Annotated in this window: 12 protein-coding genes and 3 pseudogenes; 11 read left to right on the top strand and 4 right to left on the bottom strand. The window is 70.5% G+C overall.

Annotated features, from left to right (window positions below):
* On the bottom strand, positions 1–1,080 hold the full coding sequence (locus BFN33_RS06660; RefSeq protein WP_069758850.1) for an ABC transporter permease: 1,080 nt from the start codon (positions 1,078–1,080) through the stop codon (positions 1–3).
* Between the two features lie 18 nt (positions 1,081–1,098).
* On the opposite strand from BFN33_RS06660, the pseudogene BFN33_RS49525 reads away from it, so the two are divergent.
* Positions 1,099–1,277, top strand: a pseudogene (locus BFN33_RS49525) (50S ribosomal protein L22); the annotation flags it as partial.
* Between the two features lies 1 nt (position 1,278).
* Here the strand turns inward: BFN33_RS49525 and BFN33_RS54155 are convergent.
* From BFN33_RS54155 to BFN33_RS06645, 3 genes and pseudogenes are all read right to left on the bottom strand, one after another.
* A pseudogene (locus BFN33_RS54155) lies at positions 1,279–1,498 on the bottom strand (ABC transporter permease); the annotation flags it as partial.
* Positions 1,498–2,505, bottom strand: coding sequence for a substrate-binding domain-containing protein (locus tag BFN33_RS06650; RefSeq protein WP_069758848.1), 1,008 nt, complete (start codon positions 2,503–2,505; stop codon positions 1,498–1,500). The pseudogene BFN33_RS54155 and the gene BFN33_RS06650, both read right to left, overlap by 1 nt.
* 258 nt (positions 2,506–2,763) lie before the next feature.
* Positions 2,764–3,093, bottom strand: coding sequence for a hypothetical protein (locus BFN33_RS06645; protein ID WP_069758847.1), 330 nt, complete (start codon positions 3,091–3,093; stop codon positions 2,764–2,766).
* Between the two features lie 224 nt (positions 3,094–3,317).
* Between BFN33_RS06645 and BFN33_RS06640 the strand changes: the two genes are divergently transcribed.
* The 10 genes and pseudogenes from BFN33_RS06640 (at position 3,318) to BFN33_RS06595 (ending at position 17,014) form a co-directional block, all read left to right on the top strand.
* Entirely contained in the window at positions 3,318–4,655 is a 1,338-nt protein-coding gene (locus BFN33_RS06640) for a gluconate:H+ symporter (RefSeq protein ID WP_069758846.1), read from the top strand.
* A 39-nt stretch (positions 4,656–4,694) separates the two neighbouring features.
* Positions 4,695–6,023, top strand: coding sequence for an enolase C-terminal domain-like protein (locus BFN33_RS06635; protein WP_069758845.1), 1,329 nt, complete (start codon positions 4,695–4,697; stop codon positions 6,021–6,023).
* 131 nt (positions 6,024–6,154) lie between these two features.
* Entirely contained in the window at positions 6,155–6,754 is a 600-nt protein-coding gene (locus BFN33_RS06630) for a hypothetical protein (RefSeq protein ID WP_069758844.1), read from the top strand.
* Positions 6,755–6,877: 123 nt separating this feature from the next.
* Positions 6,878–10,078: an amidohydrolase family protein gene (locus BFN33_RS06625; RefSeq protein ID WP_069758843.1), complete on the top strand. Its 3,201-nt coding sequence runs from the start codon at positions 6,878–6,880 to the stop codon at positions 10,076–10,078.
* A 123-nt stretch (positions 10,079–10,201) separates the two neighbouring features.
* A pseudogene (locus BFN33_RS54150) lies at positions 10,202–10,477 on the top strand (PAS domain-containing protein); the annotation flags it as partial.
* Positions 10,478–11,176: 699 nt separating this feature from the next.
* A complete protein-coding gene (locus BFN33_RS51815) occupies positions 11,177–13,057 on the top strand; it encodes a SpoIIE family protein phosphatase (RefSeq protein ID WP_256122668.1) in 1,881 nt (626 codons plus the stop codon).
* A gap of 2 nt (positions 13,058–13,059) precedes the next feature.
* The gene (locus tag BFN33_RS06610; RefSeq protein ID WP_069758841.1) at positions 13,060–14,004 is read left to right on the top strand and encodes a LacI family DNA-binding transcriptional regulator; all 945 of its coding nucleotides are present in this window, start codon (positions 13,060–13,062) and stop codon (positions 14,002–14,004) included.
* Positions 14,005–14,049: 45 nt separating this feature from the next.
* Positions 14,050–15,282, top strand: coding sequence for a sugar ABC transporter substrate-binding protein (locus BFN33_RS06605; protein ID WP_069758840.1), 1,233 nt, complete (start codon positions 14,050–14,052; stop codon positions 15,280–15,282).
* The gene (locus tag BFN33_RS06600; RefSeq protein ID WP_069758839.1) at positions 15,279–16,190 is read left to right on the top strand and encodes a carbohydrate ABC transporter permease; all 912 of its coding nucleotides are present in this window, start codon (positions 15,279–15,281) and stop codon (positions 16,188–16,190) included. Before BFN33_RS06605 ends, BFN33_RS06600 begins: the two co-directional genes overlap by 4 nt.
* Positions 16,187–17,014, top strand: coding sequence for a carbohydrate ABC transporter permease (locus tag BFN33_RS06595; protein WP_069758838.1), 828 nt, complete (start codon positions 16,187–16,189; stop codon positions 17,012–17,014). The genes BFN33_RS06600 and BFN33_RS06595 overlap by 4 nt, the downstream gene beginning before the upstream one ends.
* Positions 17,015–17,017: the final 3 nt, after the last annotated feature.

Below are 17,017 nucleotides of genomic sequence, written 5' to 3'. Positions count from 1 at the left end.
TTACCTCCGGGTCGCGGTGCGGCTGACCCACAGATTGATCATGACGGCGCCGAGCAGCATCACGCCGAGGAAGGCCTTGAACCAGTCCGGGTTCCAGTTGGCGTAGACGATGCCCTGCTGGACCATGCCGAACATGAACGCCCCGAAGACCGGGCCGATCGCGGAACCCGCGCCGCCGGTCAGCAGACAGCCGCCGATCACCGCCGCGGAGATGTAGATCAGTTCCTGGCCCACACCCTCGCCGGACTGCACGGTGTTGAAGGAGAACAGGTTGTGCATGCCGACGAACCAGGCGGCGAAGCCCACCAGCATGAACAGGCTGATCTTCGTGAAGGTGACCGGCACACCCACCGCCCGCGCGGAGTCCTTGTTGCCGCCCACCGCGAAGACCCAGTTGCCGTACCGGGTGCGCAGCAGCACCCAGGTCGCGATCGCCGCGAACACCAGCCAGTACACAATCGTGATCTTGATCTGCACACCGGCCACGTCGAAGGAGCTCGCGAAGACCTTCTTGGCCTGGTCGAAGCCGTCCATGTTGCTGATGTCGTCGGTGGCCACATTGCCCGTCACCAGCTTGGTCACGGCCAGGTTGACGCCCTGCAGGATCAAGAACGTGCCCAGCGTGATCAGGAAGCTGGGCAGGCCCGTCCTGACCACCAGCCAGCCGTTGAGGAACCCGATCGCCAGCGACACCAGCAGCGCGACCGCGATACCCGCCCACACGTTCAGCGTCAGCTGGAAGGCGAACATGCTCGCGGTCAGCGCGGAGGTGATCACCGCGACACCCGCCGACAGGTCGAACTCCCCGCCGATCATCAAAAGCGCCACCGGCAACGCCATGATCCCGATCGTGGACGACTGATACAGGATGTTCGCCATCGAACTGCCGTCCCGCACCGGCGGAGCGGCGATCAGGAAGAACACCCACACCGCCACCGCCCCCAGGAACACCCCGACCTCGGGACGCGCCAACAGGCGCAGCGCGAGCGGTCGTTCCGCGGTCCGGCCGTCAGTGACCTTGCCCGGGCCGGAGGCCGGCGGTGTCGTCACCGCCGGCTCGGCGTGCTGGGTCATACCCATCACCTGGTGCCCTTCGCGGCGAACGCGGCTCTGCGATTCGCTCCGCAGGCAGCCTCCGTGCCCGTCGGCAAGGTGCTCGACAGCGCCATCGCCAACGCCGCGCACAACTACGACCACACCGACGCCGACAGCCTCGTCATCTCCGAGGCGTACGTCGACGAGGGCCCGACCTGCGCCTGCGGTCGTACCCCTTCATCNGATACAGGATGTTCGCCATCGAACTGCCGTCCCGCACCGGCGGAGCGGCGATCAGGAAGAACACCCACACCGCCACCGCCCCCAGGAACACCCCGACCTCGGGACGCGCCAACAGGCGCAGCGCGAGCGGTCGTTCCGCGGTCCGGCCGTCAGTGACCTTGCCCGGGCCGGAGGCCGGCGGTGTCGTCACCGCCGGCTCGGCGTGCTGGGTCATACCCATCACCTGGTGCCCTTCGCGGCGAACGCGGCGATGGAGTCGGCGTTGTCCTTGGTGACGAAGGCGGGGCCGGTCAGGACCGGCTGCTCGCCACCGCCGCTGAAGTTGCCGTTGTTCTTGTAGAGCCACAGCGCGTCGATGGCCAGGTAGCCCTGGAGATAGGGCTGCTGGTCGACGGCGAACTCGACAGTGCCGTTCTGGACGGCGGTGACGAGGTCCTTGTTGAGGTCGAAGGTCGCGACCTTGGCCGTGCTGCCGGCGTCCTTGACGGACTGGATGGCGGTCAGGGCGAAGGGAGCGCCGAGCGTGACGACCTGGTCGATGGACTTGTCCTGCTGGAGTTTGGCGGTGATCGTCGACTTCACGGAGGGCATGTCGGTGCCGGTGACATAGATCTTGTCGGTCTTTCCGGAGAAGCCCTTGGCGAGGCCCGCACAGCGGGATTCCAGGGCGACCTGGCCCTGGGACTGGACGACGCACAGGGCGTGCTTGGCGCCGAGGGTGTTGAGGCGTTCACCGAAGGCCTGGCCGGCGATGTTCTCGTCCTGGCCGAAGTACTCCAGCATGCCCAGTTTCTTCCAGTCGTCCAGGCCGGAGTTGAAGCCGGTGACCGGGATGCCGGCCTTCTCGGCCTTGGCGACGACGGCCTTCATGGCGTCTGGTTTGGCGGCGGTCAGGGCGATGCCGTCGACCTTCTGGTCGATGGCGTTCTGGACCAGGTTGGCCTGGGCGCCGGCGCTGGGATCGGCGGAGTAGACGAGCTTGATGTTGTCCTTGGCGGCCGCGGCCTGAGCGCCCTTGCGGATGAGGTCCCAGAAGGTGTCGCCGGGTTCGGCGTGCGTGATCATGGCGATGGTCATCCGGGGAGTGCTCGCCTTGCCCGCGGAGGCGCCGTCCGCGCTGTTGTCCTCGGACTGTTTGCCGCCGGAGCTGCTGGAACAGCCGGCGGCGAGCAGGGTGCCCGCCAGGACGGTCGCTGCCAGGGCGGCGGCTCGGTGGTTTCTGTGCATGTCCCTTGCACCTCGCTGTGCTGTTCGAATGGGAAAGAGGATCCGGCGTCGACAAAGGAGTTCCGCCCGGTCCGGAGAGCGCGGGCAAGCGGCTTGGAGCGCCTTGTGCGGCGGGAGATGTTGTCGCGGCAGCTGTGGGTGTGGGCCGCGCATCGGGCTACTAGAGCGCGTTACTAGTGCGCGCTAGGTGGTCGTACTATGAAATGCCCCGCTGGTGATGTCAATAGATTTGTCAGGACGTATCGACAAGCTCCGCTGTCAGCGCCGAGGTGCCGTGGGGTGCGGGGCGTGGTCCATGGTCCCGGTGGGGCCGCGCCCGGCGTGCGCAGGCACCCGTCGGCCCATGCAGTGCCCGTGTGACTCCCCTGTCGCCAGGTGGACCACGTCCGAACCGCCCAGTCGCGCAAGGTGGATTGTCTCGCCCAGCGCGTCCGACGCCCCGTCGAGATGCGGCCGTACCGCGCGGACGTACAGGTCGCTGTCCAGACACCTGGTCCCGGTGGGCCGGGCGCGGATCCCGACGCCGTGGAGGGATCCGGTCGCGTCGGTGTGGACCCAGCCGTACTCCCCGAGGACGTGGAAGAGCACCCCAGCGCCTCGGCGAGCTCGCGCAGGCGCGCAGGCCGCTCGACACGGCCCGGCTCTCAGGCGATTCGTGCACACCCCATTGACCCCGGTGATCGCTACATCTAGCCTGCGTCCTCATATGTAGACAACGTCTTTGTATGAGGATCGCGTTCAGCGGAGTGACTTCAAAGGGTGCTCCGGTGAACCCTCCTCATCGCACTGCCAGTTCAAGGGAGAACTGACGCATGCCGCTCGTCGTGGTCGGGATCAGCGTTCTCGTCCTGCTCTTTTTGATGACGAAGCTGAGACTGAACGGCTTCGCCGCCCTCCTCCTGGTCGCCGTAGGTGTCGCCCTGGTACGCGGCATCGGACTCGAGGACATACCGGACGTCCTCTCCGAGGGCATCGGTGACCAGATAGGCGACACGATGCTCACCATCGGGCTCGGCGCCATGGTCGGCCGGGTGATGGGGGACTCCGGCGCCGCGCAACGCATCGCCGGCAAGCTCCTCGACGTCTGCGGCCCGCGCTGGGTGCAGGTCGCCATGGTGCTGTCCGCCATGCTCATCGGCGTGACGATGTTCTACGAGGTCGCCTTCGTGATCATCGTGCCGGTCGCCTTCACCCTCGTCCGGGTCACCCGGGTGAACCTCCTCTGGGTGGGGCTGCCGATGTCGATCGCCCTGTCCACCATGCACAGTTTCCTGCCGCCCCACCCGGGCCCCACGGCCGTGGCCGCCACCTTCCACGCCTCCGTCGGACTGACCTTGTTCTACGGCCTGTTCATCGCTGTCCCGGTCGGCGCGTTCATCGCGCTGCTGTGGCCGCGCCTGCCGTTCGTCCGGCGGATGAACCCCGAGATCCCCAAGGGCCTGGTCAGCGAACGGATCTTCGAGGAGGAGGAGATGCCCGGCATGGGGTGGTCGCTGGCGGTGGCCCTACTGCCCGTCGTGCTGATCGCCGGTGCCGCGGTGACCGACCTGGCCACCTCGGGGGACAGCGCCGGGCTGCACTTCGTCGCCTTCATCGGCTCCGCGCCGATCGCCCTGCTGCTGACGCTGCTCGTGGCCGTCTGGGTCTTCGGGCCGCGCATGGGGCGCAGCCTGGACGAGGTCAGTACCTCGTGCAAGGAGGCCGCTCAGGCGATGGCGATGATCCTGCTGGTCATCGGCGCGGGCGGTGCCTTCAAGAACGTCCTCGTCGAGGGCGGGATATCCGACTACATCAAGGACGCGACCGACGGCTGGTCCATCTCGCCGATCATCCTGGCCTGGCTGATCGCCGCGATCCTGCGCGTGGCCCTCGGTTCCGCGACCGTCGCCGTCGTCACCGCCTCCGGCGTGGCACTGCCGCTGCTCGCGGGAAGCGGAGTCCACGCGGAGGTCATGGTGCTCGCCGTCTCCTGCGGGTCGATCGCCTTCTCGCACGTCAACGACCCGGGCTTCTGGATGTTCAAGGAGTACTTCAACCTGTCCGTCATCGACGCGATCAAGGCACGCACCACGTACACGACGGTGCTCGCGATCCTGGGTCTCGGCGGTGTACTGGTCCTGGAACAGGTGCTGGACGCCCTGAAGGTCTGACCTCTCCCTCATCACTCGTCAGAAGGACACCGCCTCGCCATGAGCCAGCCCGTCGTCACGAAGTTCTCCGTCCACCCCGTCGCCGGCCGGGACTCCATGCTCCTGAACCTCTCCGGTGCCCACGCCCCGTACTTCACCCGGAACGTCGTCGTCCTCGAGGACTCCGAGGGACGCACCGGTCTCGGTGAGGTGCCGGGCGGCGACGGCATCACACGGACCCTCCGCGACGCCGAGCGCCTGGTCGTCGGTGCCCGCGTCGGTGACTACAAGAGCGTCCTGCGCACCATCCACGACACCTTCGCCGACCGTGACTCGGGCGGCCGCGGCGCCCAGACCTTCGATCTGCGGACGACCGTGCACGCGGTCACCGCCGTCGAGTCGGCGCTTCTGGACCTGCTCGGACAGCACCTCGAGGTCCCGGTCGCGGCGTTGCTCGGCGACGGCCAACAGCGCGATGCCGTGCGGGTCCTGGGCTACCTCTTCTACGTCGGCGACCCGGACCGCACCGCCCTCGACTACGTCCGTGAGCCCGGTGCCGAAGCGGAGTGGTACCGCCTCCGGCGCGAGGAGGCACTGACCCCCGAGGCGATCGTCCGCCAGGCCGAGGCCACTTACGACCACTACGGCTTCCGCGACTTCAAGCTCAAGGGCGGTGTCCTGCCGGGCAGCGAGGAGGTGAAGGCCGTACGAGCGCTCAAGGAGCGGTTCCCCGAGGCCAGGATCACCCTCGATCCGAACGGCGCCTGGTCCCTGAGTGAGGCGGTCGAGCTGTGCCGTCCGCTCGTCGGCACGCTCGCCTATGCCGAGGATCCGTGCGGTGCGGAAGGCGGTTACTCGGGCCGGGAGATCCTCGCCGAGTTCCGCCGGGCCACCGGGCTGCCCACCGCGACCAACATGATCGCCACGGACTGGCGGCAGCTGACCCACGCCCTGGCCCTGCAATCGGTGTCCATCCCGCTCGCCGACCCGCACTTCTGGACCATGCAGGGCTCGGTCCGGGTCGCCCAGCTGTGCCACGCCATGGGACTGACCTGGGGCTGCCACTCCAACAACCACTTCGACATCTCGCTCGCGATGATGGCGCACTGCGGTGCCGCCGCGCCGGGGGAGTACAACGCCCTCGACACCCACTGGATCTGGCAGGAAGGCCTGGAACGGCTCACCGTCGAACCGCCGCGGATCAGCGGCGGCGAGGTCGCCGTCCCGGACACGCCCGGCCTCGGGGTCCGCCTGGACCGCGACCGGCTCCGGGCCGCACAGGAACTGCACGAAGAGGTGTCCTCGGCGGGCCGTGACGATGCCGCCGCGATGCAGTACCTGATCAAGGACTGGACGTTCGACGCGAAGCGTCCGTGCCTGGTGCGCTGATTCCGTCCGGGTCGAAGTCGTTGACATGGTCAAGACATCTCATTAGCATCCGGGAAACCTGGAAAGCGCTTTCCAGCAGTTCATGCCTCGACTTACCCCCCACGGGATCCACCCCCACAGAGGACCCCCACATGAACCCACGAAAGACCGCAGTGGCAGCAGCGCTCGCCGCCCTGCTGCTGGCCGGCCCCGGCGTCGCCCAGGCCGCCCCGCCCGCCGCTCCCGCGCCCCGGGAACAGGTCGCGGCGGCGACCATCACCTGGACCCTGGAGCGGGCGAGCAACCCGACCGCGGACCAGCAGGCGGCGTACACCCTCATCACCTCGGCGATGAACGCCGCGGTGGCCCGCTACAACAACCTCAGCGACCTGGGGAAGTCCATCACCGTCCGCTACGACACGAGCGTGCCCACCGCGGACGGCAACCTCAACGGAACCATCCGCTTCGGCAGCAACCGCGGCTACATGACCGAGCGGACGGCTCTGCACGAGATCGCCCACACCATCGGCGTGGGCACGAGCTCGGGCTGGTCGTCCCTCGGTGGCAGCGGCACCTGGACGGGAGCTCAGGCGACCGCCCTCGTCCGGCAGTTCGACGGTTCCTCGGCCAAGTTGTCCACCGGCGGCGGGCACTTCTGGCCCTACGGCCTCAACTACGAGAACGAGTTCTCCGGCACGGCGGCCGACCGCCACGTGCGGATCGTCGCCGCGATGGTGCGTGACGGTCTGTGAGCTGAGGGGTTGGTGTCCGGGGGCGAAAAAACCGCTTCCGGACACGGTGTTCGGGCGCAGGACCGGCCCCTGCGGGGAAGGGCCCTTGTCGACCGGCACCTCACCCGCGCACTGGAGGCTCCCTTGGACGCCCACGGCACACACGACACCTTCCGGCCCGGTCCGCTCTCCCGCCGCAGATTCCTCCAGGCCGCCGGTGTCACCGCCACCGCCACGGCCGTCGCGGCCGCCGCTACCCCCGTGTCGGCCGCCCCCTCCCATACGGTGACCCTCTCTTTGACCGCGACCACCGGCGGTTCCGCGACGCTCTCCCCGGCCGGCGACCGGCTCGTCGCCGAAGTGCAGAACGTGCTCTGGTCGATTCCCCGTACCGGTGGCACCGCCGTCGCGCTCACCTCGCCCGGCCTCGAACCCACCCGTCCGCAGTTCTCGCCCGACGGCGGCCGCCTCGTCGTGTGCGCCTACCGCGGCGGCGGCTTCCACCTCTGGACGCTGCGGTCCGACGGCGGCGACGTACGACAGCTCACCGAGGGGCCCTGGGACGACCGCGGCCCCGCCTGGTCCCCGGACGGCACCCGGATCGCGTTCGCATCCGAACGCGGCGGCGACACCGTGGCCGGCAGCCCGTACCGCATCTGGATCGTCGACGTACGCTCCGGCGCGCTGACCCGGCTCACCGGACGCGCCGCCCAGCAGGGCCCGGCGCAGGGCGGTGCCTGGGAGGACTCCGATCCCACCTGGTCGGCGGACGGCGAGCGCGTGCTGTTCGTGCGCGCGGCCGTCACCACCACGGGCACCCTGCGCGCCGACACCGTCGCCTCGGTCGCCTCCGACGGTTCGGGACCGGTCACCGTCGAGCACACCGACGACTCCGGCGCGCAGCTCATGACCCCGGCCGTCTCACCCGACGGCCGCCTCGCGTATCTGCGCACCACGCCCGCCCCCAGCGCCTCGTGCACCCTCGTCGTGGACGGCACGCCGATCGCCCTCGACGGCGACGTCCTTCCGGCGCCGCCCCGCTGGACCGACGGCGAACGGCTCCTGCTCGCGGTGGACGGCCACTTCCGCCTCGCGGACCCCGAGGCGCCCGCGGCGGGGGAGGAGATCCCCTTCACGGCCGCGATGCCCGTGCCACGACCCCGCTACCGCGGCAAGGCATACGACTTCGAGGGCGCCGGCACCCGGCCCGTGCGCGCCCTGCATCTGCCCGCCCTCTCGCCCGACGGCCGCAGCGTCGCCTTCGCCGCGCTCAACTCCCTGTGGACCGCCCGGACGTCGGGCGGGCGCGCACCCCGCAGGGTGCTCCAGGTCCCGCACACGCGCTATGTGCTGGGGCCGACCTGGACACCCGACGGCACGGGGCTGGTCTTCGCCGACGACCGGGACGGACTGTTCGCCGTACGGCGCCGCGACCTCGACTCCGGCGAGGAGACCGTGCTCGCCGACGGCGGCCGGGTCTTCCCCGCCCTGTCGCCCGACGGGACACGGCTGGCCTGCCTGGACATGTCCGGCAACCTGCTCGTGCGAGACCTGCCCGACGGCAGCGAACGGACCCTCGTCGCAGCGCTCGGCGCGGGCGGTCTGCCCGGCCGCCCCAGCTGGTCCCCCGACGGGCGGAACATCGCCCTGTGCGATCGCAACCGGCTCAACCAGCGCTTTCGGGAGGGCTACAACCTCATCCGGGTCGTCGACACCACCACCGGCACCGCCGCCCTGCACGCCCTCGCCCCGCACACCTCCCTCTCCGACCGCTACGACTCCGGCCCGGTCTGGTCGCCGGACGGCCGCTGGATGGCCGTGGTCGCCGAGTCCGCCCTGTGGCTGCTGCCGGTCCGCGCGGACGGCACCCCCGACGGTGAGCCGCGCCTCCTCACCACCGAGCCCGCCGACCACCCCTCCTGGTCCGCCGACGCCCGCAGTCTGCTGTACCTCTCCGCCGGCGCCCTGCGCCTGATCGACGTCCGCAGCGGCAAGGCCCGTACCGTCAAGGTCCCGTTGGACTACCGGCGCCCCCGTCCCGCCGACACCCTCGTGCACGCCGGCCGGTTCTGGGACGGCACCGGACCGGACGTCCGCGAGGACATCGACATCCTGATCCGTGACGGCCGTATCGCGGAGGTCTCCCCGCACCGCGCCGGGCGCTCGGCCGCACGCCGACTCGACGCGAGCGACCGCACCGTGCTCCCGGGACTCTGGGACGCGCACACCCACCCCTGGCAGAGCACCTACGGCGGACGCCAGACCGCGCTCCAACTCGCCTACGGCATCACGACCGCCGTCTCCCTGGGCGGCTTCGCCTACGAGCAGGCCCGGATCCGGGAGGCGGTCGCCGCCGGCGTGCTCGCCGGGCCGCGACTGCTGGCCACCGGCGAACTGCTCGACGGGGCCCGCGTCGCCTACAGCATGGGCCGCGCGCACCGCACCCCCGAGGGACTGCGGCGCTCGCTGGCGCGCGGGGCCGCGCTGGACTGGGACTTCGTCAAGACGTACGTCCGTGCCCCGGGCTGGGTGATGAAGGAGGCCGCGGACTTCGCGCACAAGCGGCTCGGTGTGCGCAGCGGCAGCCATCTCTGCACTCCGGGAGTGCAGCTCGGGCAGGACCTGACGACCCATCTGCAGGCCACGCAGCGGCTGGAGTTCGGGCACGCGACCACCGCCACGGGCCGTGTCCACGAGGACGTCCAGGAGATCTACACCAAGGCGGGCTTCCACCTCGTCGCCACCCCGTTCACGGCGCTCGCCCTGCTGGGAGCGGACCCCGCGCTCGCGGAGGATCGCCGGGTCACCTCCCTGATGCCGCCGTGGGACACCGCGCTGGTCCGCCAGCAGGCCGGGCAATCACCCACGGCAGCTCAACTGGCCACCCTCGACCGGGAGGTGGCCGTGTACCGGCGCATCCTGGCCGACGGCGGTCAGGTCGCGCTCGGCACGGACCAGCCGCTCGTGCCGGTCGGTCTGCATCTGCATCTCGCCCTGCGGGCGCTGCACCGGGGCGGGCTGTCTCCCGCCGAGACCCTGCGCACCGCCACCTTGCTGCCCGCCCGTGTGTTCGGCGCGGACACCGACCTTGGCACGCTGGAGGAGGGCAAGCTCGCCGATCTCACGGTCGTGGACGGTGACCCCTTCACCGACTTCGACACCCTGATCCGCACCGTGGCGGTGCTGCGCGGAGGTGTGCCCTTCGAGCAGGCGGACCTCATGGACGCGTTCGACTCCGTGCGGCGCTCCGGTGTGTCCTCGGACGCGACCTCCGAGGCGGATTGGCTCAAGGTGAGCGAACAGATGCGGCGTGAGGGATGCTGCGATCCGGGGACCGCGCTGTGAGAGATAACGGGCGATGCACGTCTGACGCCTGGACGTGTGCGGGCCCTGGATCTGACTTGTCCGATTCCTGTGCGGCGCGCACCCTGGGTCTGTGAGGCACCTCACCGCGCGAATAGAGCAAGAATGGCCACTTTTGATCAAGGGAACGGTCACAGCGGGTGGTCATCCGATGTCGCGACGGTCACCCTCAGCCTGGACGGTGTGGTCACAGGGTGGAGCGAGGGCGCTCGACGACTGCTGGGCCACCGAGCGCCGGAGGTCGTAGGGCGTACCGCGACGGATCTGCTCCTCGGTGAGGGAGCTCCCGGGGCGACGGGGCTCTCCCTCACCGGCTCCCAGGAATGGAGGGGCACGGCGGCACTGCGGCATCGGGACGGCCACCCCGTCGAAACGGCCCTGCACGCCCAGCCGTCGCTGGGCGGCGACGGCACGCCCCACTCCTTCGTCGTGACCCTCTCCCCGGGCCCCGACCGAAACCTGGTGGAGTGGGCCTTCGACCAGGCCTCGATCGCGCTCTCCACCCACAGCGTGACGTCCGGCGCGTGGCGCCGGAACGCGACGGCGGAGAGCGGGGAGCGGGGGGGAGGGGGCGAGGGTGGAGCGCGGCCGGTTGGGGGCGAGGGTGGAGCGCGGCCGGTTGGGGGTGAGGGTGGAGCGCGGCCGGTTGGGGGTGAGGGGCGAGCGCGACTGGTTGAGGGCGAGGGCGAGGCACGACCGGCTGTGGCCGATGGTGGCGTGCGACCGCTTGAGGGCGAGGGCGAAGTGCGACCGGCTGTGGCCGATGGTGGAGCGCGGCCGGTTGGGACCGATGGTGGCGTGCGACCGGTTGGGACCGATGGTGGCGTGCGACCGGTTGACGGCGGGGGCGGAGCGCCACCAGCTGGGGCCGAGGGCCGCGCGCGATCGACGGGAGTCGAGGCCGCGGAGCCGCCGGCAGTGGGTGGAGACCAGCCGGCCCCCACGGGCGGGGCTGAACCGGCGGTGCGCCGAGCCGCACGCGGGGTGGACCTCGATGCCGGATACGAACCGCACGCGCCCGCCCCCGCTGACGATGGTTTCCTGCAGTGTGTCCGCCGGGTCGCCGAAGAAGGCGCCCCGATGCGCTACGAGTGTCTCGCCCCGGAGCCGGTCTGCGCCCCCGGCGCTGACGTCCCCCGCCACTCCGCCCACCACCGCGCCTGGGTCATCGAGCTCTGGCCCGTCCGCGACCCCGCGACCGGTGAGGTCGTCGGCGTGGGCACCGCCGCGTTCGACAGCAGCGACCAGCACGCGGCCCGGCAGCGGCTCGCCCTGTTGCAGGAGGCCGGCACCTGCATCGGCACCACCCTGAACGTGACCCGCACCGCCCAGGAGCTCGCCGATCTCGCCGTCCCGCGCCTCGCCGACTTCGTCAGTGTGGACCTCCTCGACTCCGTGCTGCGCGGGGACGAGCCCATGTCGGGACCGGTCGACGCGGCCGTGGTGCTCCGCAGGGTCGCCCACCAGTCCGCCGCCGAGGGGGAGGGTGTCCCGGGGGCGGCCGTCGACCTCGGCGGGATGGACACCTACCCGCCGTTCTCACCGCCCGCCCGCTGCCTGGCCGACGGGAAACCGGTGCTCAGCGGCGCGGGCGACCCCGACTTCGACGCCTGGATCGCCGGACACGAGACGCGCACCGCAAGCGTGGCGGAGTACGGGTTCCACTCCGTCATGGCCACCCCCCTGCGCGCCAGGGGCATCACCCTCGGCGTCGCGGTCTTCACCCGCAGCGGCGGCTCCCCACCCTTCGAACCGGACGACCTGATCCTCGCCGAGGAACTCGCGGGCCGGGCCGCGGTCGGCGTCGACAACGCCCGCCGCTACACCCGTGAACGCACCAACGCCCTTACCCTCCAGCGCAGCCTCCTGCCCCGGGACCTGCCCAAACAGGCGGCCGTCGAGGTGGCGTACCGCTATCTGCCGGCCGGCACCGGCGCGGGCGTGGGCGGCGACTGGTTCGACGTCGTGCCGCTGTCGGGCACCCGCGTGGCCCTGGTCGTCGGGGACGTGGTCGGGCACGGCATCCATGCCTCCGCCACCATGGGCCGGCTGCGTACCGCCGTCCGCACCCTCGCCGACGTGGACCTCCCCCCGGACGAACTCCTCACCCATCTGGACGACCTGGTCACGCACCTGTCCACGGACAACGAGGACATCGCCTCGGACGAGCCGTACGTCGTCAGCGGCGAGATCGGTGCGACCTGTCTGTACGCCGTCTACGATCCGGTCTCCCGCGTGTGCACCTTCGCCAGCGCGGGTCACGTCCCGCCCGTCGTGCTGCTCCCCGACGGCACGGCCCGGGTGGTGGAGCTGACGCCGGGGCCGTTGCTCGGCGTCGGAGGGCTGCCCTTCGAGTGCACCGAGCTGGAGCTGCCCGAGGGCAGTCTGCTGGCCTTCTGCACCGACGGTCTGGTCGAGGCGCGCGACCGTGACCTGGCCCTCGGGCTCGACCGGCTGTGCGAGTCCCTGGCCGGCCCGGTCACCTCGCTGGAAACGACCTGCGACACCATTCTCAGGGCCCTGCTGCCCAAGAGCCCGTCCGACGACGTGGCCCTGCTCCTCGCCCGCACCCGCGCTCTGCACGCCGACCAGGTCGCCGCCTGGTCCCTGCCCTCCGACCCGTCGATCGTGGCCGACGCCCGCGCCCAGGCCACCCGCCAGCTCACCGCGTGGGGACTGGAGGAGGCGGCGTTCGTCACCGAGCTGGTGGTGAGCGAGCTGGTCACCAACGCCATCCGCTACGGCGCCGTTCCGATCGGCCTCCGCCTCATCCGCGACCGGACCCTGATCTGCGAGGTATCCGACGCCAGCAACACCGCCCCGCATCTGCGCCGCGCCCGCACCTACGACGAGGGTGGCCGCGGGCTGCACATGGTCGCCCAGCTCACCCAGGGCTGGGGCACCCGCCAGAGCCCCGTGGGCAAGACCATCTGGGCCGAACAAACCCTCCCGGCCGGCTGACCATGGCAGCGCGACCCAGAACCGACGACTCCGGCGGCGGCACGCACACGCTGGGGCTCCTCTACCCGCCCGCCGGACGTCGCCATGACTACACCACCATGCAGCTCGCCTTCGTGGGCGGGGTGGCCGAGGCCGCCGCCCAGCAGGGCTACGACCTGCTGCTCGCCCCCGCCGGCGCCCATGACGACCCCTCTTTCCTGCGGATGATCGACGACCGGCGGGTGGACGGCGTGATCGTCATGGAGATCCGCCGGGAGGACGATCGCGTCGAGCACCTGGCCGAAGCGGGCTTCCCCTTCGTGGCCATCGGCCGCAACCACCGGGCCGGCGCGGCCGGCTGGGTCGACCTGGACTTCGCCGGCCTGGCCGGCGGCTGCGTCCAGCACCTCGCCGACCTCGGCCACCGCAGCATCGCCTTCGTCAACCGGTCCGAGCAGCTGTTCAACAGCGGCTACGGCTTCGCTCGGCTCGGGGACGAGGGCTACACCGAGGCGATGAAGAAGCTGCTGCTCACCCCGCACGCCTACCTCTGCGGCGACGACCTCGCCTCGGGAGAGGAGGTCGTGGAGCGGATCCTGAGCGAGGAGCCGGCGACGACGTCGCTGGTCACCATGAACGAAGCGGCCCTGGAAGGCGTCTACCGCGGACTCACCCGGCACGGTCGCAGCGTGCCGCGCGACTTCTCCGTCGTCGGCGTCGCGGCCAGTCCCTGGGCCGAACAGGTGAACCCGCCCCTCACCGCTGCCGAGATACCCGCCAAGGAGATGAGCCGGGTCGCCGTCGACCTGATGATGCGGCGGCTGCGCTCACCGGACTCGCCGCCCCGGCACGTCCTGCTGAAACCGCTGATCACCCTGCGCGGCAGCACGGGACGCTGCCAGCCGGTGCCGGGCTCGGAACCCGAGTCTGATATTCCTGATTTCCCCGATTTCGACATTGATTTCTGATACGTCGGTTTCTGTGCCCGATCATCGAACCTTTGGGAGCAGACCATGTCGTACCCCCTCGACCGCCGTGGCTTTCTGCATGTCTCCGGTCTGGCGGCGGCCACCGCCGCTCTCGGTCTGACCTCCTGCAGCTCGGACACGTCGGGCCCGGTGACCCTCACCTGGTGGGACTACTTCACCCTGGACAACTTCCAGCCCGGAATGAACCGCCTGATCAAGGACATCGAGGCCGGCGTCCCGGACGTGCGGATCGAGCGGCGGACCTTCCCGTTCGCGGAGCTGGACCGGCAGATCACCCTGGGCGCGATCTCCGGCGACCTGCCCGACCTCGCCATCGTCGACAACGTCGCCATGAACACCCTCGGCGGCAGTCATCTGCTGGCCGACCTCACCGCCCGAGTCGAGAAATGGGGCCAGGCCGACCAGTACTACAAGGGCCCCTGGGAGGGCTGCCAGGTGGGCGGGAAAACGCTGGGCATCCCCAACAACAGCAACTGCCTCGCCCTCTACTGCAACACCCGCATGCTCAAATCCGCCGGCGTCGAACCTCCCACCACATGGGACGAACTGGCCTCCACCGCCCAGAAACTGACCGGCGGCGACCGCTACGGCCTGGCGCTGAGCGCGATCAACACCGAGGAAGGCGTCTTCCAGTTCCTGCCGTTCCTCTGGCAGGCGGGCGGCGACCTGGACACCTTCCGCACCTACGGCGCCACCGCGCTCACCTTCCTGGACGCACTGATCGCCAAGGGCTCCCTGTCCGAACAGTGCGTGGGCTGGACCCAGCAGGACGTCAACACCCGCTTCCTCGACGAGCGCGCCGCGATGCAGATCAACGGCCCGTGGCAGATCCCCACCCTGAAGAAGGCCGCCTTCGACTGGAACGTCGTCGCCCTGCCGCGCGACAAGGAGGCAGCCACCTGCCTCGGCGGGGAGAACTGGGTCGCGATGGCGAACAGCAAGCACGTGGACAAGGTGTGGGAGGTCCTGGAGTACACACAGCGCCCCTCGGTCCTGGTGCCGTACCTGGTTTCCTTCGGTGAACTCCCCGCCCGCAAGGACCTCGCCGACCGGGGCAGCTGGGCCTCGGACCCGGCCCTGCGGCTCTTCCTCAGCCAGCTGCCCCTGGCCAGGCCGCGCCAGTACGGCGCCCACTACGCCGAGGCCTCGCAGGCCGTCGCGGAGGCGGAACAGGCCGTACTCACCGGATCCGCGTCCCCGTCCGCCGCGGCCAGGACCGCCGCCGGAAAGATCGACAAAGCTCTGGCCGAGCAATGAACCAGCCCTCCGCGCGCCGCCGCCGCACCGGCTACCTCTTCTGCCTGCCGGGCATGGCCTTCCTCGCGCTCTTCCTGGCCTACCCGCTCCTCTACAACGTCTGGACGTCCGTCCACGACGTCGACCTGGGCCAACTCCTCGGCGGGGCCGAGCGGTTCAACGGACTGGACAACTACCGGACCGTGACCGGTGATCCGGCCTTCTGGCACTCCGTACGCCTCTCCCTGATCTTCACCCTCGGCTCGCTGCTGCTCCAGTTCACGATCGGCTTCGCCCTCGCCCTGCTCTTCGCCCGCCCGTTCCCCCTCAACGGCCTGCTGCGTTCCCTCCTGCTGGTCGCCTGGCTGCTCCCCCCGGTGGTCAGCGGCACCCTCTTCCGCTGGATGCTGGACGCGGAGTCCGGCGCCTACAACGCCCTGTTCCGGGTGGTCGGCCCGAACGGTCTCTCCCACGACTGGCTCACCGACCCGTCCACCGCGATGGCGGGGGTGGTCTTCGCCAACGTCTGGGTCGGCGTGCCCTTCAACATGCTGCTGCTCCTGGTCGGACTGCACACCATCGACCCCGAACTCCACGAGGCCGCCGCCATCGACGGAGCGAGCGCCTGGCAGCGCTTCCGCCACATCACCCTCCCGCTGATGCGGCCCGTCTCGGTGACCGTCCTGCTCCTCGGCCTTCTCTACACCTTCAAGGTCTTCGACCTCGTCTACGTGATGACCGGCGGCGGCCCCGTCGACGCCACCCGCGTGCTCTCCCTCTACGTCTACGAGGTGTTCTTCACGTTCTTCCGGTTCGGCCAGGGAGCCGCGGCCGGCCTGCTGCTGCTCGTCGTACCCCTGCTGGCAGGCGTCTGGTACGTAGGACGGCTGCGGCGCGAGGACGAGGCACCGGCGGGAGGTGCCGTATGAGACCACCCCGCCACCCCTGGCTGCTGACCGCGACCGCCACGCTCATCACCGCCGTCTTCCTGCTGCCGGTGTACTGGATGGTGAAGACCAGCCTCACCCGGCCGGACCGCGTCCAGACGCCGGATCCGCAGTGGGCGCCCAGCCCCGTCACCGGCGAGAACTACTCGACGGCCCTGGGGTACGAGGGCCTGACCCGGGCCCTGCTCAACAGTCTGGTCATCTCCTGCGGGGTGGTCGGGCTCACGGTGCTTCTCGGCGTCCCGCTGGCCTACGCCCTCGCCCGCATCCGCATGCGGGGCTCGGGCACGATGGTGCTCGCCCTCCTCGTCGCCCAGCTCCCACCCGCCATCGTGCTGGCGGCACCGCTGTTCATCCTCGAACGCCGGGCCGGTCTCACCGGCACCTACCTGGGCCTGATCGCCGCCGACACCACGCTCACGCTGCCCTTCACGGTGATCGTGCTGCGGCCCGTGATGCGCAGCCTGTCCCCGGAGCTGGAGGAGGCGGCCCTGGTCGACGGCTGCGGACTGCCCGGTGTGCTGCTGCGGGTCGTCCTGCCGCTCATGGTGCCCGGTGTGGTCGCGGCAGCCGGACTGTCCTTCCTGATCGGCTGGGGAGAGTTCCTGTTCGGGCTCACGCTCGCCGAGGGGCCGGGCGTCCAGCCCGTCACCGTCCTGCTCAACGCCTTCGTCGGGCAGCACGGGACGTCGTGGGGAGCCCTGATGGCCACGGCCACCCTCATCAGCATCCCGGTGGTCTGCGTCTTCGCCGTCTTCCAGCGTTTCATCGTCGGCGGGCTCACCGCGGGCAGCGTGAGGGGCTGAACG

Source organism: Streptomyces sp. LUP47B, assembly GCF_001746295.1.
Taxonomy (GTDB): domain Bacteria; phylum Actinomycetota; class Actinomycetes; order Streptomycetales; family Streptomycetaceae; genus Streptomyces.
The sequence above is the reverse complement of the archived record's forward strand: the minus strand, read 5'-3'. Positions and strand labels throughout refer to the sequence as shown.

What these genes read in the sequence shown, in the direction of transcription:
- BFN33_RS06650 (WP_069758848.1), bottom strand. Translation starts at nt 2,505, where the DNA reads ATGCACAGAAACCACCGAGCCGCCGCCCTGGCAGCGACCGTCCTGGCG.
- BFN33_RS06630 (WP_069758844.1), top strand. Translation starts at nt 6,155, where the DNA reads ATGAACCCACGAAAGACCGCAGTGGCAGCAGCGCTCGCCGCCCTGCTG.
- BFN33_RS06605 (WP_069758840.1), top strand. Translation starts at nt 14,050, where the DNA reads ATGTCGTACCCCCTCGACCGCCGTGGCTTTCTGCATGTCTCCGGTCTG.
- BFN33_RS06635 (WP_069758845.1), top strand. Translation starts at nt 4,695, where the DNA reads ATGAGCCAGCCCGTCGTCACGAAGTTCTCCGTCCACCCCGTCGCCGGC.
- BFN33_RS06610 (WP_069758841.1), top strand. Translation starts at nt 13,060, where the DNA reads ATGGCAGCGCGACCCAGAACCGACGACTCCGGCGGCGGCACGCACACG.
- BFN33_RS06600 (WP_069758839.1), top strand. Translation starts at nt 15,279, where the DNA reads ATGAACCAGCCCTCCGCGCGCCGCCGCCGCACCGGCTACCTCTTCTGC.
- BFN33_RS06660 (WP_069758850.1), bottom strand. Translation starts at nt 1,080, where the DNA reads ATGGGTATGACCCAGCACGCCGAGCCGGCGGTGACGACACCGCCGGCC.
- BFN33_RS06595 (WP_069758838.1), top strand. Translation starts at nt 16,187, where the DNA reads ATGAGACCACCCCGCCACCCCTGGCTGCTGACCGCGACCGCCACGCTC.
- BFN33_RS51815 (WP_256122668.1), top strand. Translation starts at nt 11,177, where the DNA reads ATGCGCTACGAGTGTCTCGCCCCGGAGCCGGTCTGCGCCCCCGGCGCT.
- BFN33_RS06640 (WP_069758846.1), top strand. Translation starts at nt 3,318, where the DNA reads ATGCCGCTCGTCGTGGTCGGGATCAGCGTTCTCGTCCTGCTCTTTTTG.